The organism is Microbacterium sp. H37-C3 (assembly GCF_027157935.1).
Classification (GTDB): domain Bacteria; phylum Actinomycetota; class Actinomycetes; order Actinomycetales; family Microbacteriaceae; genus Microbacterium; species Microbacterium plantarum.
Genome location: NZ_JAPVLR010000004.1, coordinates 1 through 18,980, shown reverse-complemented (window position 1 = coordinate 18,980; position 18,980 = coordinate 1). Strand labels below are relative to the sequence as shown.

Annotated in this window: 13 protein-coding genes; 9 read left to right on the top strand and 4 right to left on the bottom strand. The window is 72.1% G+C overall.

What is annotated here, in order from left to right; translation table 11 throughout:
* The first annotated feature begins 61 nt into the window (after window positions 1–61).
* The 7 genes from O1W71_RS11850 (at window position 62) to O1W71_RS11820 (ending at window position 14,505) form a co-directional block, all read left to right on the top strand.
* Window positions 62–1,075, top strand: a complete 1,014-nt coding sequence (locus O1W71_RS11850) for a LacI family DNA-binding transcriptional regulator (protein ID WP_269268064.1) — start codon at window positions 62–64, stop codon at window positions 1,073–1,075.
* Window positions 1,076–1,185: 110 nt separating this feature from the next.
* The gene (locus tag O1W71_RS11845; protein WP_269268062.1) at window positions 1,186–5,256 is read left to right on the top strand and encodes a LamG-like jellyroll fold domain-containing protein; all 4,071 of its coding nucleotides are present in this window, start codon (window positions 1,186–1,188) and stop codon (window positions 5,254–5,256) included.
* A 254-nt stretch (window positions 5,257–5,510) separates the two neighbouring features.
* Window positions 5,511–9,140: an OmpL47-type beta-barrel domain-containing protein gene (locus tag O1W71_RS11840; RefSeq protein WP_269268061.1), complete on the top strand. Its 3,630-nt coding sequence runs from the start codon at window positions 5,511–5,513 to the stop codon at window positions 9,138–9,140.
* Window positions 9,137–11,074 carry a discoidin domain-containing protein gene (locus O1W71_RS11835; protein ID WP_269268060.1) on the top strand — a complete coding sequence of 646 codons (1,938 nt, stop codon included), beginning with the start codon at window positions 9,137–9,139 and terminating at the stop codon, window positions 11,072–11,074. Before O1W71_RS11840 ends, O1W71_RS11835 begins: the two co-directional genes overlap by 4 nt.
* 21 nt (window positions 11,075–11,095) lie before the next feature.
* Window positions 11,096–12,838 (top strand): LuxR C-terminal-related transcriptional regulator, encoded by a 1,743-nt coding sequence (locus tag O1W71_RS11830; RefSeq protein WP_269268058.1) that lies wholly within the window; start codon window positions 11,096–11,098, stop codon window positions 12,836–12,838.
* Window positions 12,839–13,030: 192 nt separating this feature from the next.
* Complete coding sequence (locus tag O1W71_RS11825) at window positions 13,031–13,384, top strand: PadR family transcriptional regulator (protein ID WP_269268057.1); 354 nt, start codon at window positions 13,031–13,033, stop codon at window positions 13,382–13,384.
* Window positions 13,381–14,505, top strand: coding sequence for a hypothetical protein (locus tag O1W71_RS11820; RefSeq protein WP_269268056.1), 1,125 nt, complete (start codon window positions 13,381–13,383; stop codon window positions 14,503–14,505). Before O1W71_RS11825 ends, O1W71_RS11820 begins: the two co-directional genes overlap by 4 nt.
* Window positions 14,506–14,648: 143 nt before the next feature.
* On the opposite strand, the gene O1W71_RS11815 is transcribed toward O1W71_RS11820, so the two are convergent.
* Both O1W71_RS11815 and O1W71_RS11810 read right to left on the bottom strand, forming a co-directional pair.
* On the bottom strand, window positions 14,649–15,104 hold the full coding sequence (locus tag O1W71_RS11815) for a MarR family winged helix-turn-helix transcriptional regulator (RefSeq protein ID WP_162815443.1): 456 nt from the start codon (window positions 15,102–15,104) through the stop codon (window positions 14,649–14,651).
* A 111-nt stretch (window positions 15,105–15,215) separates the two neighbouring features.
* Entirely contained in the window at window positions 15,216–15,971 is a 756-nt protein-coding gene (locus O1W71_RS11810) for an SDR family NAD(P)-dependent oxidoreductase (RefSeq protein ID WP_269268055.1), read from the bottom strand.
* A 78-nt stretch (window positions 15,972–16,049) separates the two neighbouring features.
* Between O1W71_RS11810 and O1W71_RS11805 the strand changes: the two genes are divergently transcribed.
* Window positions 16,050–16,316, top strand: coding sequence for a hypothetical protein (locus O1W71_RS11805; protein ID WP_269268054.1), 267 nt, complete (start codon window positions 16,050–16,052; stop codon window positions 16,314–16,316).
* A 31-nt stretch (window positions 16,317–16,347) separates the two neighbouring features.
* On the opposite strand, the gene O1W71_RS11800 is transcribed toward O1W71_RS11805, so the two are convergent.
* Entirely contained in the window at window positions 16,348–16,725 is a 378-nt protein-coding gene (locus O1W71_RS11800) for a MerR family transcriptional regulator (RefSeq protein WP_269268053.1), read from the bottom strand.
* A 155-nt stretch (window positions 16,726–16,880) separates the two neighbouring features.
* On the opposite strand from O1W71_RS11800, the gene O1W71_RS11795 reads away from it, so the two are divergent.
* Window positions 16,881–18,410, top strand: coding sequence for a SulP family inorganic anion transporter (locus O1W71_RS11795; protein ID WP_269268052.1), 1,530 nt, complete (start codon window positions 16,881–16,883; stop codon window positions 18,408–18,410).
* Window positions 18,411–18,440: 30 nt separating this feature from the next.
* On the opposite strand, the gene O1W71_RS11790 is transcribed toward O1W71_RS11795, so the two are convergent.
* Window positions 18,441–18,980: hypothetical protein (locus O1W71_RS11790; RefSeq protein ID WP_269268051.1), on the bottom strand; the 540-nt coding region annotated here is incomplete at its 5' end.

Below are 18,980 nucleotides of genomic sequence, written 5' to 3'. Positions count from 1 at the left end.
CCAGAACTCCGACGGCGCGGTGAACCGGTTCACCGTTGAACCGGTTCACCCGAAAGGCATCATGGCCACCATCACCGACGTCGCCCTCGCGGCGGGCGTATCCCGGGCGACCGTCTCGTATGTGCTGTCGGGCAAGCGAACGATCTCCGAGCCCGTCTGCCAGCGCGTCCGCGAGGCCGTCGAGTCGCTGGGCTACACCCCGAATGCCGGCGCACGCGCGCTGGCCACATCGCAGACCAAGGTGCTCGCCCTGATGGCGAGATTCCTCTCCGACGAGTTCGCCCCGGCCATGCTCGAATTCATCAGAGCGGTGACCGACGGCGCTCGTGATCTGGGCTACGACACCCTGCTGGTGTCGGACGAAGACGGCGTCGCGGCGCTGCGGCGACTCGCGGCGTCTCGCATGGTCGACGGGATCGTGCTCCTCAACGTCGGCGAGAACGACGACCGGCTTCGCGTCCTGGCGGAGATCGATCAGCCCAGCGTCCTCATCGGGTCGCCGGGCGACCCCGCGGGTCTCCTGGTCTTCGATCTCGACTTCCGCTCGACGGGGCGACTGATGGTGCGTCACCTCCACGCCTTCGATCACCGCGAGGTCGTCCTCGTGTCGCAACCCCGCCACGTCGTCGACCGGGGCGGGGCCTACGTCTGGCGTCTGGCCGCCGGGGCGAAGGAGATGGCGGATCGGCTGGGCGTGACCCTGCACCGTCACCACGCTGCCGCATCGCAGCCGGACGTCGGCCGCCAGCTGCACGACATCCTCGACATGCACCCCGATGCGACCGGCATCCTGCTGAACAACGAGGCCGCCGCGGCGGCGCTGCCGTTCGTCCTGCGGGAACGCGGCCTGCGCGCGCCCGACGACGTCTCGGTCATCGGGCGGTACTCGGACGACTTCGCCCGCGCGTTCTCGCTGCCGTTCACCGCGATCGACAGTGCCGCCGGAGAACTCGGGCGCCGCGCCGTGGCGCAGCTCGTCGGCGCCATCGAGGACGCCGCGCCCCGCGACGCCCACCTCCTGCTTCCGCCGGTCGTCATCGACCGCGGCTCGGTCGCGCAACCGCCGCAGCCGTGACGACCCGCTCCTGTTCCCACCCCCCGCACGAGCCGAACTCCACCGTTCCGAAGAGAGGCAACGACATGACCCATCCACGATCGCGCCACTTGCGCAGACGCGTCACCGCCGTGACCACCGCATTCGCGGTCGGCGGCGGCCTCGCGCTGACCGGCGCCGCCCTGCCCGCCGCGGCCGCGGCCCCCGAACCCGACCTGCACTATTCGATGGACGGCGTCGCCGACGGCGTGGTTCCCGACTCGTCGGGCAACGGCTGGAACGGTGCGCTCTCGGGCGCGGCAACCACGATCGCGGGACCTGATGGCGCCGCGCTCGACCTGAGCGGCGGATCCATCCGCATCCCGCGCGACCCCATCGCCGGGGCGACGGACCTCAGCGTCACGACGCGGGTTCGCTGGGACGGCGGCGCGAACTGGCAGTGGCTCTTCGGGATCGGCACCGACAACCAGAAGTACCTCTTCTTCACGCCGCAATCGGGCGACGGCAACCTGCGCACGGCCATCACCCGTGCCAGCGGCGGCGCTGCCGAGAAGCAGATCCTGGGTTCGAACCCCCTCCGCGTCGGCGACTGGGTAGACCTCGCGTTCACCCTCGACACCGACGCCGACGAGCTGACCGCGTACATCAACGGCACGGAACTGGCCACCACCACGACCGACATCACCCCCGGCGAACTCGTCACGGCGACGTCGGAGTTCGGCGGCTCGATCGGCCGGTCGTTCTACCCTGATCCAGCCTTCGACGGAGCCGTCGACGACTTCCGCATCTACCGGGCGGCGCTCACCGCGTCCGACGTGGCGGAGATCAGCCGAACCGCGCAGCCCACGCTGCAGTCGCTGACGCAGCAGGTCTTCACCGCATCCACGCGGATCGGGGAAGCCCCCGCGCTTGCGCCGGCGGTTCGCGGAGCGTTCTCGGACGGCTACGCCCGAGACATCGCCATCGACTGGGAAGACGTCCCCGCCGAGCGCTACGCCGAACCCGGCACCTTCGCCGTGTCGGGCGTCGCGGCAGGCCAGAGCGTCCGCACCGACGTGACCGTCGCCCGGGGCGAGCTCACGGTCGACCTGTCGGCGCGCACCGGCGAATTCCAGGGCGGCGCGTCGGGCCTGCTCTACGGCCTCTACGGCGACGGCATGCCGACCGACAACCTCATCGAGGGGATGAACGTCCGCTCGGTCGCGACCAAAGCGCAGGACGGCGGCCAGCACCCCGGGTCGGACGCACTGGAGATCCTGCCGAACCTCGCCCGCGCGGGCGGCGACGTCTACCTCCGCATCACCGACTACTACCGCGGTTTCCCGTATCAGGTGCCGGGCAGCACGCCCGAAGAGCGGCGCGCCGACTACACCCAGCGCCTGAACGACCAGCTCGAGATGATCGAGCAGTTCGCCGCGGTCGACGACACCCAGCGCGGCTACGTCGCCGATCACCTCGTCATCGAGCCGTTCAACGAGCCCGAGGGCAACATGTTCAGCAACCGCAACGTGCCGTGGTCGCTGTCGGGCAACGTGTCGTGGCTCGATGACCCCACCGTCTACTTCGCGATGTGGGACGACACCTACCGCACCATCCGCGACTGGTCGGAGCGCACTGGCATCCCGCTGCGCATCGCCGGCCCGGGAACCGAGCACCTCTTCGCACAGGTCGAGGGGTTCCTCCGCCACACGGTGCAGGCCGACACCGTGCCCGACATCGTCACCTGGCACGAACTGTCGCACCCGCAGGCCATCCGCGAGTCGGTGGCGCGCTACCGCGGCTGGGAGGCCGCGGCATTCGCCGGCACCGCTTGGGAGGGCGAGCCCCGTCCGATCAACATCAACGAGTACGCGTTCAACTACCACACCTCGGTCCCGGGCCAGATGGTGCAGTGGATGTCGGCGATCGAAGACACCAAGGTCGAGGCGATGATCGCCTTCTGGAACATCAACGGCAACCTGTCGGACTCAGCGGTGCAGCAGAACCGCGGCAACGGGCAGTGGTGGCTGTACAACGCCTACGCGCAGATGAGCGGTCAGTCCGCCACCGTCACCCCGCCCTCACCCGGGGTGAACTACACGCTCCAGGGCGTGGCCTCCATCGACGACGACAAGCGCGTCGCGCGGGCGCTCGTCGGCGGTGCCAACGGCAGCGCGCCCGTCGACGTCACCGGCATCTCGAGCGAGACGTTCGGAACGTCGGTGCGCGTCCAGGTGCGTGAGATCGGGTGGACCGGCCAGATCGGCGACTCGTCGGAGCCGCGGCTCCTGAGCGACCGGGTGGTCGCCGTCGAGAACGGGACGATCACCGTGCCGTTCGGCCGTGACGGCTTGCCGGCGATGACGGACTCCGATGCCTACGAGATCGTCGTCACCCCCGGCGAGAACGCGCAGCCGATCGACGTCGCCGCCACCTGGCGGGGCTCGTATGAGGCGGAGGATGCCGCCCTGACCGGCGACGTGACGCGCAACGGTCCCGAGGGATCGCCGAACGCCGTGGGCAACTACTTCACCTCAGGGGCCTACGACATCGGCGGGTTCCGCACGGGCGCCGATTCGACCGCGGTCTTCACCGTCGAGGTGCCCGAGGACGGCTCGTACGACCTGTCGGTCTTCTCGAGCAGCCTCAACACCGACCCCGAGATCGCCGACAACGGCCCGACGAACGTGTTCCTCACCGTCGACGGCGGCAGCGAACAGGAGATCCACCTGCCCCTCAGCTACCGCTGGGTCGTGTGGGACCACGCCGACACGCGCGTCGAGCTGAGCGCCGGACGTCACGAGATCGCTCTCTCGACCTCGAGCGTGGACGGCTCGCGTTCGACCCAGGGTGACGCGATCATCGATCGCATCACGCTGGAGACGACCGAGGCGGCCCCGAGCACCGTGTACGAGGCCGAGCACTCCGACCACAACGGCGAGGTGTCGGTGCAGAACCCCGGTTCCGTCGTCCTCGACGCCGCCGACTCGGCGACCTTCTGGGTCTACGGCGACACCGACGGTGAGGCCTTCCTCGAGGTCGCCGGCGCGGGCGGCGGAACGGTCAGCCTCAACGGCGACGACATCCTCGATCTCTCCCGCGCGCGCGAGGCCGATGTCCAGCTGCAGGGCGGCGTGAACAAGATCGTCGTGCGCGGTGCGGCATCCCTCGACAAGATCACCGTCTCGGGCTCGCGCGACAAGATCGAGCACCGCACCTACCAGGCCGAGGACGGAGCACTCGCCGGTACGGCGACGGTCGTCGAAGCCGACCTCGCCGACGGCGGCGCGGCGGTCGACGGCATCGGCGGCGAGCGGGGCAACGACAACACGCTCACGTTCACGGTGGATGCCGCCGAGGCGGGGCCGCACGCGGTCGTCGTGCGGTTCTCGAACCCCGAGCAGGTTCCGGCCACGCACTACAACCCGAACCCGATGGCCCGTCACGCCGACATCTCGGTCAACGACGGCGCCGCGCAACGAGTGCTGTTCGTGCCGACCTTCCACCGCAACAACTTCTGGGAGCGCACCCTGGTGCTCGACCTCGCCCAGGGGCAGAACCAGATCCGGTTCGCATCGTCGGAGCAGCCGAACTTCGACGGCGAGACCTTCGCCGAGGACAACTTCCCCGGCATCCCGTTGCGGGCGGAGCTGTCTCCGATCATCGACCGGATCGTCGTGTCGGCGCTCACCGCGCCCGCCGGCTCGACCCCGGACCCGGAGCCGGAGCCGGAGCCGGGGCCCTCGACCCCGCCGAACCCCGGCCCCACGGCGGGACCGACGCCGGGGTCGACGACGCAGCCGACGACCCCGAAGGCTCCGACGTCAGCGGAGCTGACGGAAGCGACGCGCGACGCGGTGTCGGGTCCGACGACGCTCGTGCGCGGTGAGACGGTGAGAATCACCGTCGGAACCGCCACGGCCGGCCGAAACGTGTCGGGCTGGCTGCTCTCGACGCCGAGCGCGCTCGGATCGGGAACCGTCGCCGCGGACGGAACCGTCTCGCTCCGCGTGGCGAGTGACGCGCCGCTCGGCGAGCACCGTCTCGCGATCACGGGCGCGGACGGCCGCGTCATCGGGTGGTATTGGGTGACCGTCGTCGAGCCGGGATCGCTGGCGGCCACGGGCGGCACGTTCGCCCTCGGTGCCTGGGTGCTCGGCGGCGCCGCGCTCGTCGGCGCGGGTGCCGCGCTGGCGCGGTCCCGCCGACGTCGCCTGAGCTGACCCGGTCGTCGTCAGGGGGTGCGCACCCACGCCCCGCACCCCCTGACGGCGTGCCTCGGCGCCGGCGCGCCGCCCCCGATTTCGAGCCGTTTCGAAATCACCGAAAAGCATTGCGGTACCGATGGACGCATCGATAGCGTGCCGTCCACGCACGTCGCCGATCCGCCTTTTCGGCGGGTCGCCCGGCGCCGCCCGTCCCCGCCTCACCCCATTTCTCATCGCGGCACCCGTCGCACCGGTCGAAGGAGACCGTCATGCCCCGCTCGCTTCCCCGCCGCGCATCGGCCGCCCTCATCGCGGGTGCCGTCGTCGCCGGTCTCGCCGTCGCCGTGCCGGCCCCCGCGGCCACCGCGCTCGATAACCCGATCCTCGGCGACGGCTCGGTGTACTCGGCCGATCCCGCCACGCTCGTCGTCGACGACACCCTCTACGTCTACGCGGGGCGCGACGAGGCGGGTCCGACCACGAACGACTTCATCATGAACGAGTGGCAGGCCTTCTCGACCGCGGACGTCGCCGGCGGAGAGTGGGAGCGGCACCCCGCGCTCATGCGCCCCGAGCAGGTCTTCGACTGGGCGACACCCGGGCGCGCGTACGCCGGTCAGGTCGTCGAGGGCGCCGACGGCCGCTTCTACTGGTACGTGCCCGTGCACGAAGCCGGCAGCGACTCGCCCGACCCCTTCGGTATCGGCGTCGCCGTGTCGGACACGCCCCTCGGCCCCTGGACCGATGCGGTGGGCGCACCCATCGTGTCGCAGGAGATCCTCGGCAACGACGCGCACAACATCGACCCGACCGTGTACGTCGCGAGCGACGGGCGCGTGTGGATGTACTGGGGCAGCTTCAGCCGGCTGTTCGCGATCGAGCTCGGCGCCGACATGACCAGCCTCATCGGTGAGCCCACCGCCATCACGAGCGGCGTCGACGGGTTCTTCGAGGCGGCGTGGCTTTTCGAGCGCGCCGGCACCTACTACCTCGCCTACGCCGCGAACACGGCCGGCCCCGACAGCTGGTGCACGCCCGCGGTCTACCACGCGTGCATCGCGTACTCGACGGCGCCCGGACCGCTGGGGCCGTGGACGTCGCAGGGCCGCATCCTCGCGCCGGTCTCGTCGACGACCAGTCACCCGGCGATCACTGAGTTCCAGGGGGAGTGGTACATGGCGTACCACACGGCCGACGCCGAGGGCGGCAACCACTTCCGCCGCTCGGTCGCCGTCGACGCCCTGCGCTGGGACGACTCCGTCACCCCCGCCCGCATCCTGCCGGTCGTCCCGACCCTCGGTGCCGAGCAGGTCGAGACCCCGAGCGCGAACGTCGCGCCGCAGGCGACGGCCTCGGCATCGAACGAGCCGATCCCCGCGCAGTACTGGATCGCCGCGCTGAACGACGGAATCGTCCGCCCGAACCCGCTGCCGCCGGACATGTGGGGCTCGTACGACGGCGACCGTGCCGCGGCGGAGTGGATCCAGTACGACTGGACCGAGCCGGTGCGCATCGACCGGTCGACGATCCAGTTCTGGAGCGACCGTGAACCCGGCAGCGGCGACGGCGTCTCGGCCCCCCGCGCCTGGAAGCTGCAGTACTGGCAGAACGGCGGGTGGCGGGATGTCGAGGGCGCGAGCGGATACCCCACGACGACGCGCACGCCGATCGAGGTGACCTTCGCCCCCGCGACGACGACGCGCCTGCGGGCTGTGCTCGACGCCGCGCCGGGAACGGGCGCGACGCCGCGCTACTCGGCCCTGGCGGTGGAGGAGTGGTCGGTCGACGCCGTGGCCGCCGACGGCTACAACCCGGCGTCTACCCGCACCGCCGTCGGCGAGGCGCCCGAGCTGCCCGAGACCGTCGAGCTGCGCTACGGCGACGAGCGCGTGCCCGCTCCGGTGCGCTGGGATGCCGTCGACCCGGCGGCATACGGGCAGCCGGGCACGTTCACGGTGAGCGGCGTGGCCACGGGCTATGCGGCTGCGCGCGTCGAGGTCACGGTGACCGTGATCGACCCGAGCGACGCCGGCGAGCCCGACGTGACCGCGCCGGTGCTGCAGCTGACGGCCCGCGGCGCGGAAGGCGCCGACGGCTGGTTCGTCGGTGCCGTGACGGTCCGTGCCGAGGCGACCGATGACCGCGACGTGCGCTCGAGCATCGCGGTGTCGGTCGACGGCGGCGACTGGACGACGACGTCGGACATCCGACGTGTCGACACCACGATCGAGACCGACGGCACCCATACCGTCTCGGCGCGGGCGACGGATGCCGCGGGCAATGTCTCGGCCGAACAGACGGTCTCGGTGCGCGTCGACCGCACCGCCCCCGTGGCGACGGGTGTCGTCGACGCGCAGGCGCGGACGGTCGCCGCCGCCGCGACGGACGCGGGTTCGGGGCTCGCGAGCCTCGAGTACGCGGTGGACGAGCCGACGGGGTGGCAGCCGTACGACGCCCCGATCGCCGCCCCCGACCTCGAGCGCCACGTCGTCTACCTCCGCGCGACCGACGCCGCCGGCAACGTGTCGATGCCGGTGCCGGTGACGCTCCCGCGCTCGCCCGACGCTCCGCTGACGGGCAACGTCGCGCCGTTCGCCGCGGTGACCGCGTCGTACGCATCGCCGTGGGCGCCCGTCGACGCCGTCGTGGACGGTGCCCTGGGCGGCGCGTCGTGGGGCACGTGGCCGCGTGTCGGCGAGCAGTGGCTGCAGCTGGCCTGGGACCGCCCCGTCACCCTCGACCGTGCGGCCGTGGTGTTCGCGCGGGATGCCGCCGACGACCAGAACGCCGGCCTCATCCCCCCGCGCTCGTGGGTGCTGCAGTATCGCGATGCCGCCGGTGCGTGGCACGACGTCGAGACCGACGACGTCTACGGGCGGTCGACGACCGATCGCAACGAGGTGCGCTTCGCTGCGGTCGAGACCACGGCGCTGCGCGCGCTGATGCAGTCGTGGGGCGCGGCCGAGGCAGGAGGCTCCGTTGCGGCGCACGAGTTCGAGGCCTGGACCGCCGAGGTCACGGAGCCCGTCGACACCACCGCCCCCACCCTGAGCTTCGACACCGCCGACGTGGTGCCAGCCTCGGGCTGGTTCCGGCAGCCGGTGCGTTTCGCCGGCGCCGCCGAAGACGACGCGGATGCGGCACCGGCGGTGCGCGTTCGCATCGACGGCCAGGCCTGGCAGCCGTTGTCGGATGACGTCGTGGTGGCCGATGACGGCATCCATCTCGTCGAGGCCGAAGCCGTCGACGCGGCGGGCAACGTCTCGGACCGCGTCGCGGTGACGGTGCGGATCGACACGGTCGCCCCGGAGGTGCGGGGCTCGGTGAGCGAGGACGAGGAAGGCTTCCTGGTCGACCTGCAGGCCACCGATGACGGTTCGGGGATCGGCGTCGTCGAGGTGCGCTCGGGCGATGCCTGGGTGCCGGTGCGCGGCGGCGAGCTGCGCGTGGCGAGAGACGGCACGGTGCGCGCACCCCTCGACGGCGTGCTGCGGTTGCCGCGCGGCGGGGGCGCCGTCGACGTGGTGTTCCGCGCGACCGATGTCGCGGGCAACGTCTCGCCGGACCGCTCGCTGCGGGTCGAGACCGGTTCCACCGGGACCGATGAGCCGGGCGTGCCCGGAGTCCCGGGAGGGCCCAGCACCCCCGGCGTGCCGAACGGATCCGGCGGTGCCGGGGGCGGAGCCGGGACCGGTGTCGCCGGTCCGGGAACCGTGCGCGCAGACGCAAAGCCGAGCGGTCGCCTCGCGAACACCGGTGCCGAGGTGCCGACGGGGCTGGCGGCGGGGGCGCTGCTGCTGCTCCTGGCCGGCGGCGGTGTTCTCCTCCCGCGCATGCTCCGCACCGCCGACGGCGTCGGAGCGCGGCCGCGGACGCGCACCGGACGCGCGGGATCGTGACGGTCGGCGCCCGCCGTGCGACGGCCGCGAGCCGTCGCACGGCCGCTGTCCTCAGCGCGGTCCTCGCCATCAGCGCCGCGGTGTTCACGGGGGCCGCGCCCGCGGTCGCCTCGCCCGCGGTCGCGTCACCCGTGCGGGCCGAGGCCGGGCCGGGGTTCGTCGATATCGACGTCCCGGCACGCGCCGACATCCGTGATCACCGGGTGACGATCGCGCTCCTCGCGCCGCAAGGCTCGGAGCCGTCGTTCGCGGCGGACGAGGCGCGGCGCTCGCTCGAGCTCGTCGACGGGTTCTACGACCGTGAGACGAACGGCGCGATCCGCTTCGAGCTCGAGCAGCTCCTCGACTGGCAGAGCGTCGACCAGCCGATCGGATGCAGCGACACGGCCGGTCTGCATCAGTGGCTGCGCGAACGGATCGGCTGGCAGGGCGGAGCGGCCCGGCACCTCGTCATCATGGTCCCGCCCGGTGACCCGTGCCCCACGTGGGCCAACGGTGAGCAGCCCGGTGATCCCGACGACGGCGGCGGGACGTTCCAGCCCGGGCCCGACCCGTATCTGCTCGCGCACGAGCTCGGTCACAACCTCTCACTGGCTCACGCGTCCAGCATCCGCTGCGACACGAGCTGGGACTATCCCGCCGGCGTCGAGTGCCCGCGCGACGAGTACGGCAACCGGACCGACATGATGGGCGGCGCCTGGTCGTTCCTGCCGCTGTCGAGCCCGACCCTGGCGCGCCTGGGCGTGCTCCTGAACGTTCGCGAGCCGGTGTGCGGCGATGCCCGCACGGCGGTGCTCGACAGCCTGGGAGCCGGGACCCCCGCATCCCGGACGCTCACCTGGACCGACCCCGAGAACCCCGACGCGCGGTACTGGGTGCAGTACAGCGACGCGTCCGACCCGGTGAGCGGCGACGGTGCCTGGCCGAGCCCGTGGCAGGCCGAACGGACCGTGTCGGGCGTTCAGATCCTCCGCTCGAACCCCGCGCAGCCGTACGGCGGTGACCTGCTGGAACGGCCGGGCGACACGACCGAGGCGAACGAGTTCATCACGGCGGGCGAGACGGTCGAGCTCAACTCCGGGATGACCGTCCGCGTCGACGAGATCGATGAGACCGCGCATCGGGCCACCGTGACCGTCACCGTGCCGTGCGCCGACCCGACGACGGTGCGCGACATCACCGGTTCGGCCGTGGCGACCGCGTCGTACGTGCCCGAATGGTCGAGCGCGGCTGCCGCCGTGGACGGCGACCCCGGCACGGTGTGGAGCTCGTGGCCGCGGGTGGGCGAGCAGTGGCTCGAGCTCACGTGGGGCGGCCCGGTCACCGTGGAGCGGGTGTCGGTCGCCCTCGCGCGGGATGCCGCAGACGACGAGGCGCGGGGGCTCATCCCGCCGCGCGGCTGGCGCGTCGAGCAGTGGGATGCGGCGACCGGCCGATGGCTCGCGGTGGCGGGCGCCACGTTCACGCCGTCGCGCGACGAGCCGTCCGGCGAGGTGGCGTTCGAGCGGGTCACGACCTCGGCGATCCGGCTCGTCTTCGATGCCTGGGGTGAAGCCGAGTTCACCGGATCGACAGGAGTCGCCGACATCGCCGTGTTCGGCCGGACGGCCCCGCCCGTGGTCGACCCCGAGCCGCCGGTTGTGGTGGACCCGGAGCCGCCGGTGGTCGTCGACCCGGAGCCGCCGGTGGTGGTGGAGCCGCCGGTCGTCGTGCCGGACGGGTCGGTGGTGCCGGGCGGATCGAGCGCCGGCACGGACCGCGGCGCGGCATCCGGGGTTCGCCTTCTCGCGGCGACCGGTGGCGCTGCGCCGTCGGTGGGAATCGCCGTCGCGGCGCTGCTCACGGTGCTCGCCGGCGGCGCGATGCTCGCGCGACGTCGCACACCGTCACGCCCGCGCGTGCGAACGACGAGCCCGCCGCACCTGGCAGACTGAACGCCGACAGAAGGGCGGCGGATGCGACGACACCCGCTTCTCGACGAGGCCCGCACCGCGTGGCGACGTCGAGAGACCGAGACCGCTGTCCGCGCGGCACTCGCCGCACACGCCGCCGGGGATCCCGACGGCCTCGCACTGGCCTGCTCGATCGGGCTGCGCGGCTACCGTGCCGACCTGCTCGCCGCCCACCGGAATGAGGTGACGGCGCTGCCCGACAGCGTGCTGCGCGAGGGCGTGCTCGCGATGCTGCAGATCGGCGACGGCGACCTCGACGGCGCGGTGACGCGCATGGTCGCGCTCGCCGAGGTGCCGCTCGCCGAGGTGCCGCTGGCGGGGCTGCCGCTGGCCGAGGTGAACGAGACCGACGTCGTCGATCCGCTCGAGGGCGAGGGGATGCTGCTGCCGCTGCTGCTGTCCTACGTCGCGACCGGCTGCGTCGGATCGGCGTCGTGGGTGACCGCGGGGCGCTGCCTCGAGGCGGCCCGCGCTGTCGTGACCGCGGCATCCGCTGCCGAGGGGCGGGTCGCGGTGCCCGAACACGTGACCTTCGATCTGCTGGGCCTCGACGCGGTGGTCGAACAGCACACGGGCGCGGGGGATGCCGCGCGACGCGCCCTCACCGAGACGCTCGCTCCGCTGCGGATACGCAACAGCCTGTCGCCCGCGCATGCGCTCGCCCTCGTGAGCCTCGGCAGTGTCGAGCACCTGTCGGGCCGGCTGGGGGAGGCTGCGCTCAACCTCGCGCGCGGGGCGCGACTCGCACCCGCCTGGCGGCCCGGGGTGCGCCTGCACGCCGAGGTCGAGCTCGCGTTCGTGCGCGTACGCCAGGGGCGGTGGCGCGAGGCGGCCGAGGCGGTGCGCGCGACGACTCCGCCGACCGGGTCGATCGAGCACGACTGGCTCGAGCCCCAGGCGCTCGCGGTGCACGGGCTCTTCCTCGCCCTCCGCGGCGACATGGACGCGAGCCGGCCCGTGCTCGACCGAGCCGCACTGCTGTGCCGCGACACTCCGTCGTTCCTCGCGCAGATCGTGATCACGCACGCCCGCATCATGATGGCGATCTCGCTCAGCGACTGGCCGGCGCTGCGGCGCGCGCTCGAGGATGCCGCCGAGCCCGGGTACCGGCATCCGTACCGCGTCGACGAATGGCGGATGCTGAACCTGCTCGCCTCATGGCACCTCGGCCGGGTCGACGAGGTGCGACGCGGCGTGGCCCTGTGGACCGCCCAGCCCGGAGCCGACCAGAGTGCGTACGCCTGGGCCTTCGTGTCGATCCTGGCGGAGCACGACGAACGGTACGCCGAGGCGACGAACGCGGTCGACCGCGCCCTCGCGCTGCTGACCCTCGACCACGACCCGCTCGGGCGGGCCTGGGTGCGCGTCGTCGCCGGCATCCACTACAGCCTCTTCGGTGCGCACGGCCGGCCGGATCCGCGGCGCGCGCTCGTCGTCTACGAAGACGCCAGTGCCGAGCTGCAGGAGCTCGGCGCGGGCGGGCTGGCGCGGCGGTACGACGAGGCGGTCGCCGCGACGACGACGGAGATGCAGCGCGGTTCGCGCGGCGGCGACCCGACGGCGCGACTGACCGAGCAGCAGCGGAAGGTCGCCGACGCCGTCGGTCAGGGGTACACGAGTGGGGAGATCGCTGGGCTGCTGCACCTCTCGAAGCGGACCGTCGACTACCACGTCGCCAACATCATGCGACGCCTGGGGGTGTCGAGCCGCCGCGAGATCGCCCGTGTGCTCGGCGGGCGGCGCTGAGGTCTGCGCGGTGCACGGTGCGCGGGTGCGCGGTGCGCGGTGTGCGGGTGCGCGGATGCAAGGGATCGTGTGCGACGCCCCGGGGATGCGGCATCCGGGTCGGGGTGTCGGATCGGATGCCTTGCATCGCGGCACGGGCGGCGGACCAAGACACAGGGGCTATCTCTAGGTATATAGAGATAGCATGCGGTCATGCAGCCGCTCACACGCATCACCTCGGCGACCGTCGATGTGCTCGAGGCTCTGATCAGCGAGTCCGAACCGGTGTGGGGGCTGCGCATCGTCAACCGCACCGGCCGGCCCGCGGGCAGCGTGTACCCGATCCTCGAGCGCCTCGAGTCGATGGAGTGGGTGACCTCCGAGTGGGAGGTCGACCCGAATCGCAGCGGGCCTCGGCGGCGGCTGTACCGCCTGACGCCCGACGGCCTCGTCGCAGCCCGCGCCGCCGTCGATGCGCATGAGGTGCGGATGCAGCGCCGCCGAGCGCGTCGGCAAGAGCCCGAGCCCGGACGCGGCCGGGGCGAGGCGAGGGGAGTGATCGCATGAACCTCGACCTTGTCCTTCGGGCGGTGAGCCGGACGATGCCGGCCGCCTCGCGGGCACGTCATCTCGAGCAGTGGCGGGCGGATGTCGCCGGGGCTCACGAAGCCGGGGTGCGCCGGGGGGATGTCGTGCGCGGTGCGATCGCGGTCGCCCTCAGCGCGGACCGTGATTCCCCGGTGCTGACCGGCGAGCCCCGAGGCACGGCTTCGCGCCGGCTGAGCCGGCGGGGTGTCACGCTGCTCACCGCGGTCGGGGCGACGTCAGCCGCGCTGTGGCTGACCGGGGATCGCACCTCCCCGGCGGTCCCCATACCGGCTGCGGTCGAGATCGCGCTCGCCGTCGGCCGTTCGGCGCTCAGCGTGCTCCTGTTCGGGGGAGTGCTGCTCGCCATCGCCCTCTTCATCGGCGCGGCCGCGCTGTCGCGGTCGGCGGTCGTGAGGCTCGCGTTCGCCGTCACCGCGCTCGGCATCCCGGTGCTCGCGCTCGCCGCGGTGCGCCCCGTGGCAGCGGGGGTGAGCGCGGCGGGCGTCGGCCTCACCGTCGGCGGCGCCGCGATCGGACTGGCCGGCGCCTGGCGATCGACGCCGCTCGCCCTGGAGGACCGCTCCGCACCGCTGGCTCGACGACGGCCGGTCGCGATCGCGGGGCTCGTGTCCGTCACAGCGGTGCTCGTGCTCGGCGCCCTCGATCTGCTGGTGTGGAATCCGCTCGCCAAGGTGCCCGGCTACGAGTTGGACGCCATCTACGCCGCGATGATCGCGGCCGACGGGTTCGACCCGGCGTTCGCTGCGGGGGCGGTGGCCGTATGGGGCGGGGTGTGGCTGGTGGCGGCGGCCGGTGTGGCGGTCGGCGCGCTGACGAGGGGAGGCGCGTGGCTGACGCCCCGCCGGCTCGGCATCCTGTACCTCTCGATCATCGGGGCCGCGCTGTTTCTGCGACTGTTCGCCGGATTCTCGATCGGGATGTCTATCGCCGACACCTTCGCCACCTCGGGCGGTGACGTCTCGGCGCTGTCGCAGGTCTTCCACCTGATCGGGCCGCTCAGTTTCGCCGCGGCGCTTCTCCTCTTCGGCTGGGCCCCGGCCGGGCGTCGGACGACGGGCGTGCCGGTCGCCGCGGACTGAGCCCGGGCGCCCCGGTGCGCGGATGCAAGGGATCGTGTGCGACGCGCCGGGGCAGCGGCATCCGGACCGGGGTGTCGGATCGGATGCCTTGCATCGCGGCACGCGGCGGCACGTCGCGGCACGCGGCCGACGCGCGCGGGGCGTCAGGCGGCTTCGGCGGCGATCCGCATGCGGGAGAGGAAGTCGACGAGCACGGCGGCGGAGCCGGCGGGCATGTCGGCGATGACGTCCTCGACGCGGTGCTGCACGTCCGTACCCGACTGGCGCAGGCTCTCGACCGGGCGGTCACCGAGCGTCACGAAGACCTTACGGCGGTCGGAGGGATGCGGCTGCCGCCGCAGATACCCGGAACGCTCGAGGCGATCGAGCATCGCGGTCGTGCTCGCGGACGAGATCCCGAGCTCCTGGGTGATGTTCGACGGGGTCAGCGCGATGTCGCGGTCCTGCGCCTCGATGAGCTTCTCGAGCGCGATCAGGTCGTTCTCGCACACGAGCATCGAGTCGCGCAGCCGCAACCGAATGGCACCCTCCGCGGCCTCATACGCCCACAGCGCGTCGAGGACTGCCGATGCCGACGATGTCTCACCCTGCACTGCCATGACGACTCCCCGTGTTGATCGACCTAGCGGCTCAGTCTGTCCGAGCATCCGGCCGAAGGGGAGCCCTTCCCGTGGGAGCGCTCACCTGGTATGGGCGAAGGAAGGTGAGCCTCAGTGGACCGAGAAACCGCCGTCCACGGCGATCGACTGGCCGGTCACATAGGCCGAGCCCGGGCCGGCGAGGAAGATCGCCGCGGCGGCGAAGTCGTCCGGCACGCCGTTGCGCCCGACGAAGGTGCGAGCGGCCAGCGCGTCGACGACGTCGGGGTTGCTCGCGAGGCGCTCGTTGAGGCGAGTGAGGACGAAGCCCGGGACCAGCACGTTCGAGGTCACCCCGGCCCCCGACCACGCCTCCGCCTGCGAGCGGGCGAGGCCCTCGAGGGCGGCCTTCGACGCGCCGTAGGCGCCGCTCGAGGCGAAGGCGCGGCTCGCCTGCTGCGAGCTGATGGAGATGATGCGGCCGTACCCGCGCTCGATCATCGCGGGGGCGAATCGCTGGCCGAGGATGAAGGGCGCGTCGAGGTTGACCGCCATCGTGGCATCCCAGGCGGGCTCGTCGAGGTCGAGGAGGGGAGGGCGGATGTTGATGCCCGCCGAGTTCACGAGGATGTCGATGTCGCCGGCCTGATCGGCGAGCTCGTGGCAGCCCGCGCGGGAGGACAGGTCTGCGACGATCCCCGACGCGAGCCGGCCCTCGGAGCGGATCTGATCGACGGTCTCGTCGATCAGGTCACGACCGCGGGCCGCGACGATGACCTCTGCCCCCGCGGCGGCCAGCGCCTCGGCGATTCCCCGGCCGATGCCGGAGCTCCCGCCGGTCACGAGGGCGCGTCGGCCGGAGAGCCCGAAGAGGCTGTGCAGATCCATCGGTCCAGCGTACGGAGCGAAGCGGTGTTCGAATAACGCCCTGGCAAGGATCGAAGATCTGTTCTATCCTCGGTTGTCATGACCGACACGACGAGCGCTCACGACGTCACCCTCTGGCTCGTCGACGACGTCCCGGCGCGGATGTTCTACGCGGGCAGGCGATGGAGCGTGAGCGACATCCCGACCCGCCTCCGCGACTCGGTCTGGTCCCTCGCCGCCGACGACGATCGGCGACGGGGGCTCTACGGATGGCGCTTCCAGGCGACGGATGCCGACGGCGAGACGTTCGTGTTCGACGTCTACTGCGGCGAGGGCGGGTGGCACGTGCACCGGGCGTACGCCTGAGATCCGGGGGCGCTCCGCCGCCTCGCGTCGATCAGATGTCGCTGAGCTGCTCGAGGAACTCGTCGGCCATCGCGACCTGCCGGGTCAGCTTCTCGCGCCGCTCGGTCGCGCCCGCCCGGATCGTCTCGAGGCGGGCGCGCAGCTCCTCGTCGGCGGGGGCAGCGGTGAGGGCGTCGACGACGTCGAGCAGTTCCCGCATCTCGTCGAGGCTGTAGCCGAGCGGCTTCATGCGGCGGATGAGCAGGATGCGGGCCACGTCGTCCTCCGTGTACAGCCGGAAGCCGCCGTCGGTGCGCGCGGACGGGGTGACGAGGCCGATCTCGTCGTAGTGACGAAGCGTGCGGAACGACAGCTCGGTGCGCTCGGTCACCTCTCCGATGCGCATGGTCACCTCATCGCGATTCGACATCAAACCTCACGTTACGTTAGATTCTCGTCGGCGCAGATCTGCGCCGCCCCCTCATTCTTCCCGCGTCGGACAGCCGGCGCTGCGCGGGCTGCGCGATCACCCCGCCCGCGCGATCATCCCGCCCGCGTCGTCGGGCGCCGACCGGAAGGCACCGAGTGACCGCCGTCACCTCCGCCCGCGACAGCGCCGCGCGCTATCGCATCGAACCGACCGTGCTGCAGGCTCTGCGCAGCCCCCGGCTGCTGACCCGCGAGTTGCTGGCGGGGCTCGTCGTCGCCCTCGCGCTCATCCCCGAGGCGATCGCGTTCTCGATCATCGCCGGAGTGGACCCCCGGGTCGGGCTCTTCTCGTCGTTCATCATGGCGGTCGCGATCGCCTTCCTCGGCGGCCGCCCGGCGATGATCACGGCTGCGACGGGGGCGATCGCGCTCGTCATCGCGCCCGTCGTGCGCGAGTACGGCATGGACTACTTCATCGCCACCGTGCTTCTCGGGGGCGTGATCCAGATCGTGCTGGCGGTGCTCGGCGTCGCGAAGCTCATGCGGTTCATCCCGCGGTCGGTGATGGTGGGCTTCGTCAACGCGCTCGCGATCCTCATCTTCCTCGCGCAGATGCCGCAGCTCTTCGGTGACGGCATCCCGTGGCTCGTCTGGCCGCTCGTCGCCGCGGGGCTCATCATCCTCGTCGCGCTGCCGCGGCTGACGAAGGTGATCCCGGCCCCGCTCGTCACGATCGTGCTGCTCACGGCGGCGGTCGTGGTGTTCGGCTGGCAGGTGCCGACGGTCGGCGATCAGGGCGAGCTGCCCTCGAGCCTGCCCGAACTGTTCGTGCCCGACGTGCCGCTCACCCTCGAGACACTGCGCATCATCGCGCCGTACGCGCTCGCCATGGCAGTCGTGGGCCTGCTCGAATCGCTCATGACCGCCAAGCTCGTCGACGACATCACCGACACCCACTCGCGCAAGACGCGCGAGGCCCTCGGCCAGGGCGCCGCCAACATCCTGTCGGGCGCGTTCGGCGGCATGGGCGGGTGCGCCATGATCGGGCAGACCATGATCAATGTGAAGGCGTCGGGGGCGCGCACGCGCATCTCGACGTTCCTCGCCGGGGTCTTCCTGCTGATCCTCGTGCTCGCGCTCGGCGACGTCGTCGCGATCATTCCGATGGCGGCACTCGTAGCCGTCATGATCATGGTCACCGTGGCGACCTTCGACTGGCACAGCATCCGTCCGGCGACCCTCCGGCGGATGCCGAAGAGCGAGACGGCCGTCATGCTCATCACCGTCGTGGCGACGGTGTGGACCCACAACCTCGCGATCGGCGTCATCCTCGGAGTCATCGCCGCGATGGTGATGTTCGCCCGTCGCGTCGCCCACTTCGTCACCGTCACGCGAACCCTCGACGCCGTCGGTGACCAGCCGGTCGCCCGGTACGAGGTCGTCGGCGAGCTCTTCTTCGCCTCGAGCAACGACCTCACCACGCAGTTCGCGTACGCCGACGATCCCGCCCGCGTCGTCATCGACATGACCCGCTCGCACGTCTGGGACGCCTCGACGGTGGCCGCGCTCGACGCCGTCGTGAACAAGTACGAGCGGCACGGCAAGACCGTCGCGATCGAGGGGCTCAACGCGACGGCATCCGCTCTGCACGGCCGCCTGAGCGGCAACGTCGTCGGCGGGAACTGACCCGCGGCCGCGCGGTTGCGGGCGGTCCGGTCAGTACGCGGTGAACGATACGAAGGATGCCGGACCGAATCGTCCGGTGGCGGGGTCGAGGTAACGCAGCCCCAACGTCACCGGTCCGGCGGTCGGCACCGAGAACCGCGAGGTGTACCGGCCGTCGGCATCGAGCGCCATCGGCTGATCGCGCCACGGCACTGCCTCGCCCACGCGGGCACGTTGCATCTGGAGATTCGGCTGTCCCGTCGCGGCCAGATCGAAACCCGAGGCCGCGACCGTCGACCCCGCGAGGGGCGAGGTGAATGTCGGCGGCGCCGTCACCGTCACCGCCGACGGCGGGCTGAGGGGCGATGTCGCGCCGTCGACCTGCTGGCGCGCAGACAGCGAGTGGTCGCCCGCGGGCAGGTAGGCGGCGGCATCCGTCTGGTCGATCCCGCCGGACAGGTCGGACACCGTCCAGGAGCCCCGTTCGTCGGCGGCGGTCCGTGCCCAGACGGTGCCGCCCTCGTCGACGACCTCGACGAGGGCGCCCGGCTCGGCCTCGCCCGAGATGAGCGGGTAGACGCTCGGGCCGGC

Excerpts from the sequence above, each read along its gene's own strand:
- O1W71_RS11850 (WP_269268064.1), top strand. The coding sequence starts at position 62 with ATGGCCACCATCACCGACGTCGCCCTCGCGGCGGGCGTATCCCGGGCG.
- O1W71_RS11840 (WP_269268061.1), top strand. The coding sequence starts at position 5,511 with ATGCCCCGCTCGCTTCCCCGCCGCGCATCGGCCGCCCTCATCGCGGGT.
- O1W71_RS11830 (WP_269268058.1), top strand. The coding sequence starts at position 11,096 with ATGCGACGACACCCGCTTCTCGACGAGGCCCGCACCGCGTGGCGACGT.
- O1W71_RS11825 (WP_269268057.1), top strand. The coding sequence starts at position 13,031 with ATGCAGCCGCTCACACGCATCACCTCGGCGACCGTCGATGTGCTCGAG.
- O1W71_RS11820 (WP_269268056.1), top strand. The coding sequence starts at position 13,381 with ATGAACCTCGACCTTGTCCTTCGGGCGGTGAGCCGGACGATGCCGGCC.
- O1W71_RS11815 (WP_162815443.1), bottom strand. The coding sequence starts at position 15,104 with ATGGCAGTGCAGGGTGAGACATCGTCGGCATCGGCAGTCCTCGACGCG.
- O1W71_RS11810 (WP_269268055.1), bottom strand. The coding sequence starts at position 15,971 with ATGGATCTGCACAGCCTCTTCGGGCTCTCCGGCCGACGCGCCCTCGTG.
- O1W71_RS11805 (WP_269268054.1), top strand. The coding sequence starts at position 16,050 with ATGACCGACACGACGAGCGCTCACGACGTCACCCTCTGGCTCGTCGAC.
- O1W71_RS11800 (WP_269268053.1), bottom strand. The coding sequence starts at position 16,725 with ATGTCGAATCGCGATGAGGTGACCATGCGCATCGGAGAGGTGACCGAG.